The sequence below is a fragment of the Pseudoalteromonas sp. UBA2102 genome, assembly GCF_002331165.1.
In the GTDB taxonomy this organism is placed as follows: Bacteria; Pseudomonadota; Gammaproteobacteria; order Enterobacterales; family Alteromonadaceae; genus Pseudoalteromonas; species Pseudoalteromonas atlantica.
This window is the reverse complement of the sequence record NZ_DCYU01000079.1, coordinates 1-17843: the sequence shown is the minus strand read 5'-3', so window position 1 is coordinate 17843 and position 17843 is coordinate 1. Positions and strand designations below refer to the sequence as shown.

Genomic DNA, 17843 nt, shown 5'->3' with positions numbered 1-17843 from the left:
CCTAATTTGCAAGCAGCGCCTTTATCGCCAGATATTTGCCACTGTGACAATTCAAGCACCGCAATAATGTGCTGTTTTTGCGCCTCTGCAAGCGTAAGTGATGTATTTACAGCTGTGCTTGCATCGCCATGCAATGGCTGACTCAGTTTAAGGACAGTATGTTTAGTTAAAATAGCTTCGCGCTCTAGTACGTTTTGTAACTCGCGAATATTACCAGGCCAATCATAAGCTTGTAGTTGGCTAATTGCTTTTTTACTCACCCCTTTTATTTGCTTTGCTAAGCGTTTATTTAGTTGAGTAATTAAATTGGTGCATAAATAAGGAATGTCTTCTTTGCGCTCTTTAAGCGCTGGCACTTTAATAGGAAACACATTAAGGCGGTAATATAAATCAATTCGAAAGGTGCCCTTTTGCACCATTTGCCATAAGTCGCGATTGGTTGCTGCCAATACTCTAATATTTACCTTAAGCGTAGTACTACCGCCAACCCGTTCAAACTCTTGCTCTTGTAATACCCGTAGCAATTTACTTTGCGCTTCTAATGGCAGCTCAGCAACTTCGTCTAAAAACAGTGTGCCTTTGTCGGCCAGTTCAAAGCGGCCTTTACGTCGCTCGTTTGCACCGGTAAACGCACCGCGCTCGTGGCCAAATAATTCAGACTCTAACAAGCTTGGCGTAAACGCTGCGCAGTTCACTTTTATAAAAGCTTGATTACTGCGTTTACTTAACCGGTGTAAGTTACGCGCCACCAGCTCTTTGCCAGTTCCATTTTCACCTAAAATTAATACTGTGCTGTCGGTTTCGCTAACGAGTTTAATTTGCGCCAACATAGCTTGAAAAACATGGCTCTGACCAACTAAACCTGAGTCTTGCCAGTCTTCGTTAAGCTCTGCAATTAGGTAGTTATTTTCATCTTGCAGCTGCTCACTTAAATGCTTAACTTGCTCAAGCGCTTGCTTAAGTTCGTTTTGGGTTTGCTGCTGCGCCGATATATCGCGAAATACCGCGACCGCACCAATTAACTCACCTTGCCTGTAAACGGGGGTTGATGTGTATTCTACTGCAAACGAGGTGCCGTCTTTGCGCCAAAATACTTCGTTTTTAACCTCGCGGCGTTTGCCATCAAACATGGTGCAATATATTTGGCATTCATCGGCTGGATAAGGAGAGCCGTCGGCGTGGCTGTGATGATGATACTGGTGTATTTTTTTGCCCAACAATTCTTGGGCTTTCCAGCCTGTCATACGTTCAGCGGCTGGGTTAACAAACACCGCATTGCCCGATAAATCAAAGCCGTAAATGCCCTCTCCTACCGCATTAAGTAAAAGTTTGGGGTCATTTAAAAATTGTTTTATCATTGCATCATCCTCGCGAAATATCACGATTATTATGCCATAAAGTGACGCGCTAAACAGTTAAATAAAGTGGCCTTTAATATAAGGCTTAAATAAAGCGTTAATATCTATTTTTGCATTTAACTTTGCCGCAATTAAATAAAGCCCAGCGAGCTTACGATGTATAAACAACGCATCAACGGGCGGTGTATGCCATTGCTGCGACTGTGCGCTCAGCTCTAGCCCTGCATTTTTAATATTTGTTGCTAAGGGACTGTTTTTAAAATCAAACTCGCCAGTGGTTCTTAGCGGCTCACACGCCATTAGAAACAAATCAATAACATGGCTTTTGTAAGAATCTAGTAGGGTATCTTTAAAATAACCTATTTCTCGTGCTGCGCTTAACACGCCCGCCCTATTGTTTTCAGTGCCTGCAATAAATAGTGACAGGTAAGCCTTGCTCAACTTACTCGAGATCTCTCGGGTTGCCCCAAAGTCAAATAACACAATTTGCTTACTCTGAGTCTGATAATGAAAATTAGCAAAGTTAGGATCGGTTTGAATTAGCTTAAACTCAAACATTTCTTTAAAAAATAAATCTATGAGCCTAGCTGCAATGTTATTTTGCTCACCTTGAGGTAAATTGCTAAGCGCTTCTATAGGCGTTGCTTGCACATACTCCATTGCCAAAATACGTTTAGTGTTGTGAACACCATATACTTTAGGCACTTTAAAATTAACGTGCTGGCTTAGCAACTCACCGTATCTTTTAAGGTAGTGTGCCTCGCGTTCATAATCAGCCTCGGCAAGTAGCTGCGCTTTAGCCTCATTTATGAGTGGCTGTATATCAAGCTCTTTAGGGATTAACCGCGCAATGTTTAATAGTGCAATAACATTGTCTACATCGCTATGTACACTTTGCGCTATACCTGGGTATTGAATTTTTACCGCCAGCTTTTCACCATTTTCTTGATAAGCTAAGTGCACTTGGCCAATAGACGCCGCTGCAAATGGCCTAAGTTCAATATGCGAAAAACGATTAAGCCAGTCTTCACCCCATTCACTTTTAAGTACCTTAACTAATTGATTGTGCGGCATTGGGTTTGCATCAGCGCGAAGCAATGCGAGTAATTGAGTAAGTTCAGGACTTAATAGCTCGCCAGCATCCATAGACAGTAATTGCCCTAGTTTCATGGCAGCACCACGAAGGTGTGCTAGCTGAACAGCTAGTTTTTCTATGTTTTTAGGTTGTAAGAGTAAAGCTTTATTATTCCAACCATTACCCGAGAGCGCACTTTTAGTGCCATCTATAAGCATGTTGGTTGCAACACCACCGGCTAAGGAGCCAAGCTTTGCAAATCGAGAGAGTCTTGAGGTAGGTATGCTGCGCGAAGCTGCCATTATAAAAACCTAATTAGCCTGAGAAACAGGCTAATTAATACGTACATATTACTGGGCTCGATCTAATTAACCAAACGTTTGGGTAATAAAACTATCGCAAGCAGTGTGCTGTACATTAAAGGCGCGGTACTAATTTAATTGCCCCTTCAACCACTTTCATATCAAGGGGTAATTTGCTTAGCAGCATCATTTTAGGGTCGTCCATATTTAACGTATAAACAGGGTTGAGGGCTAAAAAAGCATTAATTACTTCCATCGCTTCATTATCAAGCGCCGCTAAATTACCTTTAAAGCCACCTGCATCCACACTCGAATCTAGTAGTTTAACATTGCGTAAAAACACGGCTTTTTTTTCACTGTCATAAAACGGGATGCCTTCAATTTGCAGCTTTAAGCGTACTGGGTATTTTAGTGCAAATGCATTTATTTCTGCACTGGAGTCTGCACCAAGTACTACTACATCACGGTTATCTGGACCAATATTTACACTTAAATCGTTTACATCAAACTGCACTGGCAGCCCCATTAAGCTCACCTTTTCGCTTAACTTAGGCAACTGTTTACCTAGCACACTTTCTACTTCTGAGCTGGTAAATGAGTAAACAGACACGCCTTGTGTAGAATTACATGCGCTTAAAAATAGTGTGGTTAAAAACAGTAATAAAATTCTCATGCTAACCTTTATCCTCGTTGTAATTATAAAAAAGCCGCTTAAACAGCGGCTTTTATTATGCAATACCTGTATTTAATACAAGTTAATTACATATTATGCTGTAAAAATAGTTTTAATTTTAGCTAGTGTGTCAGGCTCAACTGAACCCTTACTGAGCGCTAATAGCTGCTTTAAATAATAGTTTAAATCAGCATGCTCACCACGGTGTTTATCATCAAGCATGGCTACTTGCTCTGCCATTCTAAGCGCTGCATTTTGCGAGCTTACATTGGCAAGAATTTCCATTCTTGTAATAAGTTGTTCACTACTAAGCGATGTCGCTAACGGTGCTTGAAATTGGCTTGGCACTACATCGTTGTTTTCAAGTGCAGTGATCAGCGCTTCAAATTGCGCATGCTGCGCTTGGCTTGTTAGTAAAGCTAGCTTTTCGTCAATAGCACTTAATAATGCTGCCACTTTTGACGCAAGCGATTTATATTGCGCGTAGCCTTTTACTTTGGTTTCTAGGTCATGCAATTGGGCTTTTTGATTAACTTGCTCAAGGGCACTTTCTAGCTCAGCCAGTTCTATTGCAGCTTGTTTATCTGTTTCGTTTTGAGCCAGCTTTTGCTGCTCAAACTCACTGCTACGTTTGCTAAAGGTTTCATCGTTATATTGGCGAAACTTTTGCCACAGCGCATTTTCGGCTTTTAAACCTGCAAAACCTATACTTTGCCATTGCTGTTGTAATTGCTTTAACTCTTGGCATGCTGCAGCTAAATCTTCACTTTGCGAAAGCGCTGAGGCGCGCTCCACTAAGGCATTTTTTTGTGCTGCGTTACCTTTATGGTATGCATTTAATATAGCAAGTACGCTCTGCTGCTGTGTTTTAAAGCTTTCGTTTAATACGCGGTATGTTTTAGGGTCAACTTTACCCACGCTACGCCACGCTTTATTTAAACGGTTGTATTGGCTTTCAAACTGCTTCCAATCAAAGCTTTCAATAGCGGTGTCTTGCTCGCTTAGTGCTTGCATATCGTTTATCAGTATTTCACGCTGGGCTTTTGCCGCTTCGCGCGCCACTTCTTGCTCGGCAAAGTAACTACGACACGGTGCAAACAACAGCTCTATGTTGCTATCAAACTGCTCACCTTGTTGTTTTTCTTGCTCTGTATCTAAACGGCCAAGCTCGTTCCAACGCTTACGAAACGCTTTAACTTGCTCAGCGCGATGTTGTGGGTCGTCACACGGTTGGTCGACTAACCCTGCCACTTCTTCAAGTAAGGCTTCGCGTTTTGGCGCGGCTGCGTATTTTTGCCAATCTTTTGCTTCTGCAAGTTGTGCTTCTAAATCGGCTTTTAAGTTTACGAGTGGCTGCTGAAATTGCGGTGTTAACTTATCAAACAACTCTTCAAAGCCTTTAAATACACCAAAAGCAACATTAAAGCGGCCTTGCTCAATAAGGCGTTTTACATCGCGTGCTTTACGTTTGGCTGTGCTTTGGTTTTTTTCAAGCGGTTTTGTCAGCTCACTCATTTGCGCTAAAAACTGCTTTTTATGCGTATTTAATTGCGATTTAAAGTTTTGCTGCAATGCCCCATCAACCACATTTAAATGGCTACGAGTTTGTTTAAATGCGTTATTAAAACGAGTTAAAACATCATCGTAATCAGCTAGCTGCTGCGCAGGCTCAATTTCTTTAAGCTGTTCAAAAGCAATTTTATACTGTGCAATTGCGCTACTAAGCTCTGGTAGTTTAGCCACCTGATTGAATAGTTTTTCAAGCTTTGTAATAACTTGCTTAGTTTGTGCGTTATCGCCGTGTTGGGCATCAGTTAACGTTTGCTTAGCTTGCGCTACTTTAGCCTCTAACCAATCTTGCTGAATTTGCTCTGGGGTTTCTAAGCCTAATTGCAACGCGTTTTCTATTTCTTCGCTCAATGCCTCAAGTGTTGCCAGAGCTAATAATTGGCGTTGTTGCTCGACTAAACGCTGCTGTTGTTGCTCGTGCTGAGCTTTTAACGTAGCAATATGCGCATCGAGTTTATCGGTAATGCTGATGTATTTTTTATCTAGCTCTTTAACATGCTCTTCGCTTAACCATTTAAGTTCAAGTGCTTGCCACTGCACCATTAATTCGCCGGCTTGTGGGTTTACTATGGCGTAATCGTTTTTATCTCGCAGGGCATTTAGCTTTGCTAAAATAACGCGTGTTGCGCTCTCTACCTGAGCGGGCATTTCAATCGCTAAGCGTTCGTTTTCAATGTGTTGCTCAAGCTGCTGCTTAGCATCGCCTTTAGCGTGCTTTACTAATGGTTTAATAAGTTGATGCGTTATAACGAGCTCTACAAGTTGGCTTTGAAGCTCTTCGCTGCCCTCTTTAAACGCTTTTTCAATTAATTTAGGATTAGCTAAGCGCTTTAAAAGTTTAACGCGTACTTGCAGTTCTTTCTCTGCAAAGGCGAGTTTTTCTAGTGTTTTAACCGGTGCAAAACGGTCTATATACTCACTTTTAATTTGCGTGCTCAGTGCGCTTTCGTTGTTTAGCACTGCGTTTGAAATTTGTATTTCGGCTACATCTTTTAGCGCGTGATCTTGTTTATAGGCTTTCCACCACAGTGGTAAGTTATTTACTTTTTGTAATGCTTTGCGGCGTATTTCGGCTGAGTTATCTTCCAGCGCTAATGTGCTTAAAATTGATGCGTCGCGCTCTACATCAAGTTTTTCGATTGCGTCTAGACGAACTTGCTGCTTTGGGTGTTTCCACTTAGGTGTAAAAAGGTGTTTAAAGATCATGTTCACTAAACCTAGCTATTTCGTTTTCTGATTTAAATTCTTTTTGTAGTTGTGCTTTTGTCTTTTGGATCATTTCGCCATTAGCGCCAATGGTAAATTGCTCGTTTGATTGCGCTATTTTAGCTTGGTAAAGCATAACAAGTTGCACCGTTTGTTGCTTTTGCTCATCAGAGAGCGGCGTGCCATCGGGCCATTTGCCGGTTGAAGCACCGTACTGTAAACGCTCAAATAATTCTGGGGTTATATTTTGTACAAGGTTGTCAATATTCATGTCATCTTTTCTTTTTTAGAGTCACTAAAATAACGCGGTTTACTAAGTACCAAATACAGCCAACACCAATCGCTACTGTATACGCGTACCATTGCAGGGTTTCTTTTGCGGGTTGTAAAAAGTATAAGCAAAAAAAGCCACCTAAAAATAGTATGAGCGCCAAGAAAGAATGGTTCATAAACATTTGCTGTTTTTTAATTCGCTGTTCGCGCTGAAGCTGTTGTACCTGCTCAGAGTTAAGCGCGCCAATGTTACTATTGCAATGCGGACACTGCTGATGTTTATCTGAAATTGATTTTGCACATTTGGGGCAATGAATAATCGCCATACTACTCTCCATACTACGCATAAAAAAAGCGCCTTGCGGCGCCTTTTATTGTACTTGTTTTATTGCTCGTTGTCTTTTTTGAATTTAACCCAGTAGTCATCTACGGATTGTTTCATTTCTTTGCGCAATAACATAATGCCAAATAAGTTAGGCAAGGTCATAACGACAATTGCAACGGCTGCTAATTTCCATACTAAAGTGGTATCGGCAAACGAAGCCCAAAAGAACGCAGCAACATAAAATACGCGATACGGCATAACTGAGCGATTACCAAGTAAGTAAATCATGGCACGGTCACCGTAGTACGACCACGCAATGGCAGTAGAAAACGCGAATAACAATAAGCCTATCGATACTATGTATTGGCCGCTATCGCCAAAAAAGCCTCGGGTAAACGCTTTAGTTGTCAGCTCTGCTGAGTGCACTAACGATTTACCAATTAAACTAATGCTGTCATCGGTTGGCATGCCGTTTTTAACTTCAACAATACCTGTGTACTTATGTTTGTCGGTAATACCAAAACGTATGTCTTCACCAATGGAGCGTGAATGTAATACGGTAAAGCCATCACTTGTTGGCTCGCCATTAACTACATCAATGTTGCCGTTGAATAGCTCTACCTTGCTATCATTACCATTTAGGTAATTGTATAGCTCTTGGCGCTGCGCTTCGTTGGTTTCTGAGTAGTCACCTTTAATAATGCTCATTGACGATCGTTCAAAATGTGTTTCGAATTTTTCATTCCACACACCCGACGATAAAATAACTAAGCCTGTTAATGTACAAATAATAATGGTATCGATAAACGGCTCTAAAATTGAAACCATTCCTTCAGACACAGGTTCATCAGCTTTTGCCGATGCGTGGGCAATGGGTGCAGAACCTTGACCGGCTTCATTTGAGAACAAGCCACGGTTAACACCTCTGTTAAATGCATACGCAAAAGAGGCGCCTAAAAAGCCACCGGCTGCAGCAGAGCCTGTAAATGCATCAACAAATATTGACGCAAACGAAGGGCCGATGTTTTCAATGTTATAAAAAATAACACCTAACGCACCTATGATATAAATCACGGCCATAATGGGCACAACACGTGATGTAATAGCAGCAATACGACGAATACCACCTAAAATAACCAACGCAAGTAAAATAGATAACACAGCACCGGTTGCCATAGGTGCAAAACCAAATGTGGCTTCCATACCCTGCGCTATGTTGTTAATTTGTGGCAAACTGCCCGTACCAAAAGAGCTAATTACAGTGGCAACAGCAAATAAAATAGCAAGCCACTTCATGTTTAGGCGTTTATCCATGTAATACATAGGGCCACCCGCCATGGTGCCATCTTGGGTTTTTTCGCGGTATTTATGTGAAAGCGTAACTTCTACAAATTTGGTGGTCATACCAAAAAATGCCGTCATCCACATCCAAAATAATGCCGCGGGGCCACCAATAGAAATAGCCAAGGCTACCCCACCAATGTTACCTGTACCTACCGTACCAGAGAGCGCAGTAGCCAGTGCTTGAAAATGGGTTGTGTCACCCTCGGTGCCTTTTTTATCAAATTTGCCTGTAACTACTTTACACGCATGTTTGAAATAACGAATTTGTGGGAACTTTAAATAAATAGTAAAAAATAGACCGACTCCTAGCAGCACATAGGGAAACCAAACTGCGCCCCCTAACATGCCATCTAGGCTATCTAAAAGTTGTCCGAATGCATCCACGCTAAATACCTCTTATTATTTTATTTGAGACTGTTGATTGTTTATTACTTACTCAGAGCTAGGTAATACGATAACTAAGCTATTGCGCACTTTTATTATTTGTTAATTATGTAATAAAAAAGGGCAACATTTTAATGTTGCCCTTACCTTATACTAATTTATCTTAATTTATCAACGACATTTACGATTGCCGCTAAAGTATCTTGACCAAATTGATACGAGCGGCGGTCTGACCAGCCGTAATCTGGGTCTGGTAAGTCTTTATTGTCTTTAAAAGGCATCTCAATTGTGTAAGTAAGTGCTTTAAATTCTTCTGCCGTTGCAGATGAGCCAACTGTTAAATTAGCTTTGCCCGGCTCGTCTTTATCGTAACCGTGCTCATCTTGAAACTCTGGCGTTATAGTAAGTAGCGCTGCTTTAAAGCTATCTTCTAAGTCTTTTAAGCGGTCATCGTAGCTTGGAATACCTTCACTGCCCGCCACAAAGTTATAAGGAATAGCTTCATCACCGTGTATATCTAAATGCATATCGAGGCCAGTTTCGCGCATTTTATTCAGTACTAAATACACTTCTGGGCTATTTTCCATGCTAGGCGTTTGCCATTCACGGTTTAAGTTAACACCTTTTGCATTAGTACGAAGGTGTCCACGTACGCTGCCATCTGGGTTCATGTTTGGTACTACATAAAATACAGCTTTTGATAAAAGAGCAGCGGCATGCGGGTCTTCATCATCTAGTAGTTTGTGTAATAGCCCTTCTACAAACCATTCTGCCATAGTTTCACCTGGGTGTTGGCGCGCTGTGATCCAGATTGTTTTTTTATCTTCACTAGGCTGACCAATTTTAAGCACGCTCATATCACGGCCATCAAGTGTTTCACCTAATGTTTGTAATTGGCAAAGCTCTTCGCTTTGCGCCCAGGCTAATAAATCTAAATGACGGTCGTAGCTATATGGCGCAAAGTAAGCAAAATATACACTGGGGCATTCAGGCTCTAGTTCAAAGGTAAGCGTGCCATTTTCGTAATTTGAAGGCACACGGAACCATGTTTGACGGTCGTATGAGGCAACAGCTTGGTAGCCTTCCCATCCATCTGGGTAGGCAGAGTTTTCTAAATTATTAATGTTTAACTTATGCAGTTGATAAGGCGTTGTTTCTAGACGAAAGTGAAACCACTGGTAAAATTCAGACTGGTGATCGTTGTTTATCTCTAATTGAATATTTAACGGATCGTTGGCTTCGATAACCTTTATGTTACCACTATCAAAATTGCTGCTGATTTTCATGAAAAAACCTTAAGGTAGAATAAGTTTATCTGCTTTGTTAGGCACGTTGATATTTTGGATTAAATTGACTCTATTTTGGTCACTAAATTACAAAAAAGAGCGGCCTAAAAGTGCAGAACTGACACTATTTAAAACCTGTACTGTGGATAATTGAGCTATCTCAAGCAGAATGCAGGTTAAATAGTAAAATGCATTATTGAATGAAACCAAATAAGCATTTCAATAATTAAAGCCTACCACACAGGGTACACTTTAAAAATATAACGCGACTAAAAAAGCCAGCAAAAAAGCTGGCTTAGTATAATTGCGTTTAAATTAGCGAGGTAAGCTTGGGAAAGCAACTTCAGCCATATCACGCATACAACGAACTACTTGGCAGCTGTAGCCAAATTCATTGTCGTACCATACGTATAAAACAACGCGGTTACCTTCAACAATTGTTGCTTGCGAGTCTACAACACCTGCGTAGCGGCTACCGACTAAATCGGTAGATACGATTTCGGTTGATGCGGTGTAATCAATTTGGTCACGCAGTTCTGAATGCAGTGCTGTTTCGCGTAAAAACGCATTTAGCTCTTCAACAGAGGTGCTGCTATTAAGGTTTAAGTTTAATATAGCAAGCGACACATTAGGTGTAGGCACACGAATCGCATTACCTGTTAGCTTACCTTCAAGCTCAGGAAGCGCTTTAGATACCGCTTTAGCTGCGCCTGTCTCGGTAATTACCATATTAAGTGCAGCAGCACGTCCACGACGCTCTGCTTTGTGGTAGTTATCAATAAGGTTTTGATCGTTTGTGTAAGAGTGTACGGTTTCTACGTGGCCGTTATTAATACCAAACTTATCGTTTAATGCTTTAAGGGTTGGCGTAATCGCATTGGTGGTACAGCTTGCTGCACACACGATTTTATCTTCAGGCTTAATGTCTTGGTTATTTACACCATAAACAATGTTTTTAATGTTGCCTTTAGCCGGTGCTGTTAATAGTACTTTTGCAGCCCCTTTAGACTCTAAGTGCTGACCAAGGCCTGCTTCGTCTTTCCAAATACCAGTGTTATCAACTACGAGTGCATTTTCGATACCGTAAGCGGTGTAATCAACTTCACTTGGCGAGTTAGCATAAATCACTTGGATGTAGCTGCCATTCGCTTTAATTGCATTACGCTTCGTGTCAATTGTGATTGAGCCATTAAATGGACCATGAATTGAATCGCGACGCAGTAAGCTTGCACGTTTCTCAAGGTCACCTTCTTTACCGCCACGTACCACAATTGCGCGTAAACGTAAGTCGGCATAAGGGCCTGATTTTTCGATTAGTAAACGTGCTAACAAACGCCCTATACGACCAAAGCCATACAATACAACATCCCGCGGCTCTTTGGCTGGTGAGTCTGCAATTTCGGCTAATTCGTCTTTAACAAATTCATCAACTGTGCGGCCATTAGCAGCATCGCTGTACAAATAGCTATAAGCAAGTTTACCAATATCAATACGTGCTGAGTTTAGCTCCATTTTACTAATGGCTTCTAAAAACGGAAAGCTCTCGCGTAAACGTAATTTAGTGCCTTCAAATTGCGCTACAGTTTTGTGTGATTTGATAATATCGATAGTACTGGCATTAACGAGAGGACGGCCATATACAGCGATTTCTATGCCACGGTTACGATAAAGCTTACCAATGATAGGTTGCATGCTTTCAGCGTAATCTTGGCGTTCTTGCCAACTATTTGTATATTCTAATTCGTGAGATGAGGTCATTTTATTTACCTAATTTAATCATTTTGAACGGATAGCCTTTAAAAATGCATTAGATTTTGAGAGTAATGCACTTCAGGCAGGGCTATTCTAAGTTAATCTAAAGTTATTCTCTACTGTTAGCGCACAAATGATTGCGCTAGAATAGTAATGTATATATTCATTTGAGGTTAAGGGATGGTTTTAAGAGCAAGCGCAATACTAACAATGCTAGCGTTAACAGGATGCGAAGAACCACTGACTCTCGCTCAGGTATGTAAAGAAACACCTGGCTTTTGTAGTGATTTAAATAAAGATAGCCATTGTAAAAATGAGCGCTCTGAGGTTATTTTAAAACGCTATATAGAATATAAAAAACCCACAGATGAAAACAAATACCAATTGCTTAAGGGGTTTGAGTCATATAATCAATGTATTACTTTAGCCGCAAAAATAGAACATATTAAACTAAAGTCTAAAACAACATCGCGTATTGAAGGTCAGCTTACTAGCATTAAAGAGATGACCCGACTTTATCAAGACACAAAAAACACTAACCACCCAGGTTTGCTTTACTATCATTGGTCACGTAACAATGAGCAAAGTGCGCTGACTCGTTTACTTGCAATGGAAAATGATGAAAGCGTAACCAACAGTGCAGAAATGCAGTTTTATCTAGCTTCTTATTACATTAAGTTTGACGATGAAAAAACAATTGATTTGCTATATAAAACGCTTGAGCTAAATAAACAAGGGCAACAGCCAAACCCTGAAGTGTATACCTCGTTAATCAGCTTGTTTTATAAACATGATAAATATAAGCACGCTTACATTTTTTCGAAAGTGGCGCAAAGCGCTGGCATTGAGAATATAGATTTACTACCCATTGAGCACCAACTGATGAGCGATGGTAAAAATTTAGATGCGCTCGATGCCCTTGCTCAACAAACGTATGAACAAATACAAAACGGTGAGTTTGTATCGCCGAGAGAATTTTAGGTAAGCAAAACCCCCTGGCAATAAATGTGTTTTAAAACATGATGCCAGATGGTTTTTTAAATAAAAAAGGCAGCTTACGCTGCCCTTTTTTATTTTGCTTTGCTTGTGCCCACTTCTACACGGGTTTTAAGCTTTTGACCTGGTCTAAAGGTCACCACGCGGCGCGCCGAAATAGGAATGTCTTCTCCTGTTTTCGGGTTACGGCCTGGTCTTTCTTTTTTATCACGAAGATCAAAGTTACCAAATCCAGAGAGCTTAACCTGCTCGCCTTTTTCAAGCGCTGAGCGGATTTCTTCAAAAAACGCTTCAACTAAATCTTTGGCATCTTTTTTATTGATCCCGAGCTTTTCAAATAGGTGTTCAGCTATGTCGGCTTTAGTAAGCGCCATATCTAGTCCCTCAACGATGCATTAAACTTTTCGGCCAATGTGGCCACCACGTTATCAACTACCAGATTGATATCTTTCTCTTCGAGTGTTCTATCAACCGCCTGCAGTGTTAGAGCAATCGCCAAACTCTTATAATTTGGCTCAATACCTTTGCCCTTATACACATCGAATAAGTTTAGGTCAACCAATTGATTTCCGCCAACTTTTTCTATTGTGCTTAAAATATCACCTGAATTAACGCTGTCAGCCACTAAAATCGCGATGTCGCGGCGATTTGAAGGGAATTTTGAAACCCCTACAGCTTGCGGTAAATTTCTTTTTTCTATTGCAGACATTTCTATTTCAAATACAAAAGTTGCGTTATTGATATCTAACGATTTTTGCACTTGAGGATGAAGAGCACCAAAAAATCCTACCTTTTTACCTTCAACATAAATAACTGCTGATTGGCCTGGATGTAAACCGTCTGACTGTTCTGCTTTAATTTCAAAACGGCTTGTATCGTTGGTGATTGCTAATAAGGCTTCAACATCACCTTTTAAGTCGTAAAAATCAACGTTGCGTTTTTGCTCAACCCAATGCTCGCCGTGTGCAAGGCCAGTGATCACACCGCCAATGACAGGGACTTGCTGCAGGCCATTTTCTGCGCTGTCGTCGCTGATAAATTTAAGACCATGCTCAAATAGACGAATACGTGGTTGTTGACGGTTTTGATTATACGCAACCGATGCTAAAAGCCCTGGCATTAAGCTTACACGCATAGCCGACATTTCAATTGAAATTGGGTGCGGCAGTATAAGCGGATTACTTTGTGGGTGTATAATAGCTTGTGCTTTAGGGTCTACAAAGCTGTACGTAATTGCTTCTTGGTAGCCACGTGTCACTAACGTATTTCGAAACTTACTTAGCGCAATTGTTGACTCGTCATGTGTAGTCATTTTTAACTTTGCGGTTGGCGCAACATTTGGAATACTGTTGTAACCATAAACACGAGCAACTTCTTCAATTAAGTCTTCTTCAATACGAATATCGAAGCGGTAGCTTGGAATATCAGCGCTCCAACTGTCGTTTTCAAACTTAACGTCTAAGCCTAAACGAGTCAGAATATCAGTCACTTTCGCATCGTCAATATGATGACCAATTACGCGGTCTAAACGCGCACGACGTAGGCGTACTTCTGTCACTTTTGGCAGTTTATCAGCAGCTACAGCTTCTACAACAGGTCCTGCTTCACCGCCAACAATATCAAGTAATAAAGCAGTTGCGCGCTCCATTGCATCGTGTTGCAGGGTAAAATCTACGCCACGTTCATAGCGGTGTGATGCATCGGTATGTAAACCGTAACTACGGGCTTGACCTGCAATTGCGACTGGATTAAAAAACGCGCTTTCTAATAAAATATCAGACGTTTTTTCTGTTACACCTGATTGCTCACCGCCAAAAATACCGGCAATCGCAAGTGCTTTATTATGATCGGCTATCACAAGTGTTGATTCGTTCAGTTTTACAGTATTACCATCAAGCAATACTAACTCTTCGCCTGCATTGGCACTGCGAACCTTAATGCCGCCTTCAATTGCATTTAAATCAAATGCATGCATTGGGTGGCCGAGTTCTAGTAATACATAGTTAGTAACATCAACAACAGGGTCAATTGAGCGAATACCACTACGGCGAAGCTTTTCAACCATCCAAAGTGGTGTTTCTGCATCAAGGCTAATACCTTTGATTACACGCCCTAAGTAACGCGGACACGCGTCAGCATTAACAAGCTCGATAGATACTTCATCGTCAATAGTGCCGCTAACTGCTGGAATTTGTAGCTCGTTTACATCAACGCTGTTTAATACACCTACTTCGCGTGCAAGGCCTTTTATACCCAAGCAATCACCACGGTTTGGCGTTAAGTCCACATCAATTATGTTGTCATCAAGGCCTAAGTATTCGCGCAGGTCTGTACCAATTGGCGCATCGCTTGGCAATTCCATGATGCCGTCGCCTTCTTCGCTAATACCTAGCTCAACAAAAGCACACAGCATACCGTGTGATGGCTGACCGCGTAATTTGGCTTTTTTAATTTTAAAGTCGCCCGGTAAAACAGCGCCCACTGTTGCAACAGCGACTTTAATGCCTTGGCGACAGTTTGGCGCACCACACACAATATCAAGTAGCTCATCGCCACCTACATTGATTTTAGTAACGCGAAGTTTATCTGCATCTGGGTGCAGTGCGCACTCAACAACTTCACCAACCACTACGCCGTTAAAATCCGCTGCCGCGCTCTCAACTGCGTCAACCTCAAGGCCAGCCATAGAAAGCTGTTCCGAAAGAGCTTGCGTATCAATAGCAGGATTTACCCACTCTCTTAACCACTTTTCACTAAATTTCATTTTATATTTTCACTCTTAACGGAACTGGTTTAGGAATTTTAAGTCATTTTCAAAAAATGCACGTAAGTCATTTACGCCATAGCGCAGCATGGTTAAGCGCTCTACGCCCATACCAAAAGCAAAACCGGTGTATTTTTCTGGGTCAATACCTACTGACTTAAGTACGTTAGGGTGAACCATGCCACAACCTAATACTTCAAGCCATTTACCGTCTTTACCCATAACATCTACTTCAGCTGAAGGCTCTGTAAATGGGAAGAATGAAGGACGGAAACGAATTTCCATGTCTTCTTCAAAAAAGTTACGTAAGAAGTCGTGTAAAATACCTTTAAGCTCTGTGAAGCTTACATCAGTATCAACCATTAAACCTTCTACCTGATGAAACATTGGAGTATGCGTTTGGTCGTAGTCGTTACGATATACTCGACCTGGCGAAATAATTCGCAGTGGCGGTTGCTCTGTTTCCATAGTACGAATTTGCACACCACTTGTTTGGGTACGCAGTACTAACTTAGGATTAAAATAAAAGGTATCGTGATCAGCACGCGCTGGGTGATGCTCAGGAATATTTAGCGCATCAAAGTTATGAAAATCATCTTCTACTTCTGGGCCTGATTTAACTTCAAAACCTAGCTCGCCAAAAAAGCTTTCTATACGCTCGATTGTGCGTGTTACCGGATGAAGGCCACCTGTAGGCATTACGCGCCCTGGTAAAGTTACATCAATTGTTTCAGCTGCTAGCTTTTCTTCAAGCGCTTTACTTGCTAAAAGCTCACGCTTTTCGTTAATGGCAGCTTGTACATCTTGCTTAGCTTGGTTTATTACTTGGCCTGCTTCTTTGCGTTCTTCAGGAGCAATTTTACCCAGTGTTTTAAGTAAGCTTGTGATTTCGCCTTTTTTACCAAGGTAATTAACCCTGATCTCTTCTAGTTGCGCGATTTCACTGGCACTGGCAACTGCCTCAAGTGCTTGCGCTAAAATATTTTCTAAGTTCATTCGATACCTGATCTTTCACAGAAGGTGATTACAATTTTGTTGACTAATGATAACTGAAAGCAGGGTCTAGATTCTAGACCTACTACAGCTTTAACGTTGATTTTATGAAGGGAATTGTTAATTTTCGTTGAGCGGCCATTGATGCGTGATCTAATTTGTCTAATACGTCTAGTAAAGCACGCATATCACGACTCAAGCGAGTTAATAAAAAGCGCGCGCATTCATCGCTTAGTTCAAGCCCACGCATATGCGCTCGCTTAACCAGTGCTTGTGCTTTATCATCATCACTCATTGATCGAATTTGAAAGGTGGTTCCCCACTTTAGCCGAGACTCTAAGTCGGGCAAGGTGATATTAAGCATGTCAGGGAGCAAATCGGCCGTAACCACTAACATTTTTCCGGGCTCGTTAAAGCGATTAAAAAAGTTAAAAAGGGCTTTTTCCCATGCGTCATTGCCAGCGACTAAGTGCACATCATCAATACATAATACATCAAGTGCTTCTAAACCATCTAACACCATAGGGCCAAAGTCGATAACTTCACGCATAGACAACAGCATGTTTGACAAACCACGCTCTTGGGCTTGTATGCAGGTTGCGTACAATAAGTGGGATTTACCAGAATCGCCTAAGCCGCACAAATAAGTATACTGAAACTTGTTGGCAAGCTTAGAAAAGCTCGCTTTAAGGTGGTTTACCTCTAAAGAGTCTTCCCCACCAAAATAAGATGCAAATGTTTCATCATCAGGCAAGGTGACTGGAAGTGCCATTTGCATAGGCTCAGCACTTAGCATTACTCACCGACCCACTGATACTCAAGACTGTTTTTATCTACAACATGGTAAAATGCGCGAGGGTCAACATAATCTCTAAAGGCACTATCAAGGCCAAGGCCTTTTTTAAGATCGCCCACACTGCCGGTGTGGTTAAGCTTAAACTCAACAAATTCTGGGGTTTTGCGCATTATTGTTGCTTGCGTCACTACACTCAAACTTTGTAGACGACGCTTTGCAAGTTCTATATCTACAAAGCTTTGAGTGCCTTTTAAGGTGAGCGTAGCCGCTGCCTGTTCATAATACGCGTTAGGGTCGATAGCGTATTCATTGGCTAACCCCAACGCTAAGCTGTCTATCATCTGGCCTACTATTTGTTGTTTATCACCTTCAAGTCGGTTTGAATCAAATAAATCGTCATTAGTAAAACGCCAGTCTAAAATCCAGGTTTCGCTGTCGGGCTCTTGATACATTCTTGCTGTAATGCTTCGCTCTGCACTATAACGGCGCGACGCCTCTTCAACAGGCTCTGAAAAATTTCCCCATACTTCAGGAATGCCAACCAAACGTCTGTCTTGTAAATCTAATAGCGGCACTACAACGGGTAAACCACGTCGACCGGCTTTGTCATATATAAGCTGCTCTAACTGAGGATAGCTTTCTTGTGTAACAAGCTCTCTACGCCAGTTATCTTCAATACCTAACCAAATAGCAACTAATGGACGCTGGACGCCCCAAAGAGGTAAATTTAATTCTTTAATTAATTCA

15 protein-coding genes are annotated in these 17843 nt (G+C 41.4%); 1 reads left to right on the top strand and 14 read right to left on the bottom strand.

What is annotated here, in order from left to right; translation table 11 throughout:
- The 9 genes from B2R65_RS11070 to B2R65_RS11030 form a co-directional block, all read right to left on the bottom strand.
- Positions 1-1358, bottom strand: a 1358-nt coding sequence (locus B2R65_RS11070) for a sigma-54 interaction domain-containing protein (RefSeq protein WP_286742605.1), incomplete at its 3' end; no start/stop codon positions are given.
- 57 nt (positions 1359-1415) lie between these two features.
- A complete protein-coding gene (locus tag B2R65_RS11065) occupies positions 1416-2735 on the bottom strand; it encodes an ABC1 kinase family protein (protein ID WP_248534240.1) in 1320 nt (439 codons plus the stop codon).
- A gap of 115 nt (positions 2736-2850) precedes the next feature.
- Positions 2851-3408 (bottom strand): YceB family lipoprotein, encoded by a 558-nt coding sequence (locus B2R65_RS11060; RefSeq protein WP_286742601.1) that lies wholly within the window; start codon positions 3406-3408, stop codon positions 2851-2853.
- Between the two features lie 93 nt (positions 3409-3501).
- Positions 3502-6183: a DUF349 domain-containing protein gene (locus B2R65_RS11055; RefSeq protein WP_286742598.1), complete on the bottom strand. Its 2682-nt coding sequence runs from the start codon at positions 6181-6183 to the stop codon at positions 3502-3504.
- Positions 6173-6454 (bottom strand): YeaC family protein, encoded by a 282-nt coding sequence (locus B2R65_RS11050; RefSeq protein ID WP_004587239.1) that lies wholly within the window; start codon positions 6452-6454, stop codon positions 6173-6175. Before B2R65_RS11050 ends, B2R65_RS11055 begins: the two co-directional genes overlap by 11 nt.
- Position 6455: 1 nt before the next feature.
- Positions 6456-6782: a hypothetical protein gene (locus tag B2R65_RS11045; RefSeq protein ID WP_004587238.1), complete on the bottom strand. Its 327-nt coding sequence runs from the start codon at positions 6780-6782 to the stop codon at positions 6456-6458.
- A 59-nt stretch (positions 6783-6841) separates the two neighbouring features.
- On the bottom strand, positions 6842-8509 hold the full coding sequence (locus B2R65_RS11040) for an alanine/glycine:cation symporter family protein (protein WP_286742595.1): 1668 nt from the start codon (positions 8507-8509) through the stop codon (positions 6842-6844).
- Between the two features lie 158 nt (positions 8510-8667).
- Entirely contained in the window at positions 8668-9795 is a 1128-nt protein-coding gene (locus tag B2R65_RS11035; RefSeq protein ID WP_286742592.1) for a M14 family metallopeptidase, read from the bottom strand.
- A gap of 315 nt (positions 9796-10110) precedes the next feature.
- Positions 10111-11553 carry a glyceraldehyde-3-phosphate dehydrogenase gene (locus B2R65_RS11030; RefSeq protein ID WP_286742574.1) on the bottom strand — a complete coding sequence of 481 codons (1443 nt, stop codon included), beginning with the start codon at positions 11551-11553 and terminating at the stop codon, positions 10111-10113.
- Between the two features lie 174 nt (positions 11554-11727).
- On the opposite strand from B2R65_RS11030, the gene B2R65_RS11025 reads away from it, so the two are divergent.
- The gene (locus B2R65_RS11025; protein WP_004587234.1) at positions 11728-12528 is read left to right on the top strand and encodes a DUF2989 domain-containing protein; all 801 of its coding nucleotides are present in this window, start codon (positions 11728-11730) and stop codon (positions 12526-12528) included.
- 89 nt (positions 12529-12617) lie between these two features.
- Here the strand turns inward: B2R65_RS11025 and ihfA are convergent, their stop codons facing one another.
- The 5 genes from ihfA to B2R65_RS11000 all read right to left on the bottom strand — a co-directional run.
- Positions 12618-12917: an integration host factor subunit alpha gene (gene ihfA / locus B2R65_RS11020; RefSeq protein ID WP_002960690.1), complete on the bottom strand. Its 300-nt coding sequence runs from the start codon at positions 12915-12917 to the stop codon at positions 12618-12620.
- Positions 12918-12919: 2 nt separating this feature from the next.
- Positions 12920-15307 carry a phenylalanine--tRNA ligase subunit beta gene (pheT, locus tag B2R65_RS11015; protein WP_286742541.1) on the bottom strand — a complete coding sequence of 796 codons (2388 nt, stop codon included), beginning with the start codon at positions 15305-15307 and terminating at the stop codon, positions 12920-12922.
- 15 nt (positions 15308-15322) lie between these two features.
- Positions 15323-16303: a phenylalanine--tRNA ligase subunit alpha gene (gene pheS, locus B2R65_RS11010; RefSeq protein WP_004587232.1), complete on the bottom strand. Its 981-nt coding sequence runs from the start codon at positions 16301-16303 to the stop codon at positions 15323-15325.
- An 82-nt stretch (positions 16304-16385) separates the two neighbouring features.
- Positions 16386-17096, bottom strand: coding sequence for a DnaA regulatory inactivator Hda (gene hda, locus B2R65_RS11005; RefSeq protein ID WP_004587231.1), 711 nt, complete (start codon positions 17094-17096; stop codon positions 16386-16388).
- Positions 17096-17843, bottom strand: a 748-nt coding sequence (locus tag B2R65_RS11000) for a DUF2066 domain-containing protein (protein WP_286742537.1), incomplete at its 5' end; no start/stop codon positions are given. The genes hda and B2R65_RS11000, both read right to left, overlap by 1 nt.

Coding starts and splice junctions, on each gene's coding strand:
- B2R65_RS11065 (WP_248534240.1), bottom strand. CDS start 2,735: ATGGCAGCTTCGCGCAGCATACCTACCTCAAGACTCTCTCGATTTGCA.
- B2R65_RS11060 (WP_286742601.1), bottom strand. CDS start 3,408: ATGAGAATTTTATTACTGTTTTTAACCACACTATTTTTAAGCGCATGT.
- B2R65_RS11055 (WP_286742598.1), bottom strand. CDS start 6,183: ATGATCTTTAAACACCTTTTTACACCTAAGTGGAAACACCCAAAGCAG.
- B2R65_RS11050 (WP_004587239.1), bottom strand. CDS start 6,454: ATGAATATTGACAACCTTGTACAAAATATAACCCCAGAATTATTTGAG.
- B2R65_RS11045 (WP_004587238.1), bottom strand. CDS start 6,782: ATGGCGATTATTCATTGCCCCAAATGTGCAAAATCAATTTCAGATAAA.
- B2R65_RS11035 (WP_286742592.1), bottom strand. CDS start 9,795: ATGAAAATCAGCAGCAATTTTGATAGTGGTAACATAAAGGTTATCGAA.
- B2R65_RS11030 (WP_286742574.1), bottom strand. CDS start 11,553: ATGACCTCATCTCACGAATTAGAATATACAAATAGTTGGCAAGAACGC.
- B2R65_RS11025 (WP_004587234.1), top strand. CDS start 11,728: ATGGTTTTAAGAGCAAGCGCAATACTAACAATGCTAGCGTTAACAGGA.
- ihfA (WP_002960690.1), bottom strand. CDS start 12,917: ATGGCGCTTACTAAAGCCGACATAGCTGAACACCTATTTGAAAAGCTC.
- pheT (WP_286742541.1), bottom strand. CDS start 15,307: ATGAAATTTAGTGAAAAGTGGTTAAGAGAGTGGGTAAATCCTGCTATT.
- pheS (WP_004587232.1), bottom strand. CDS start 16,303: ATGAACTTAGAAAATATTTTAGCGCAAGCACTTGAGGCAGTTGCCAGT.
- hda (WP_004587231.1), bottom strand. CDS start 17,096: ATGCTAAGTGCTGAGCCTATGCAAATGGCACTTCCAGTCACCTTGCCT.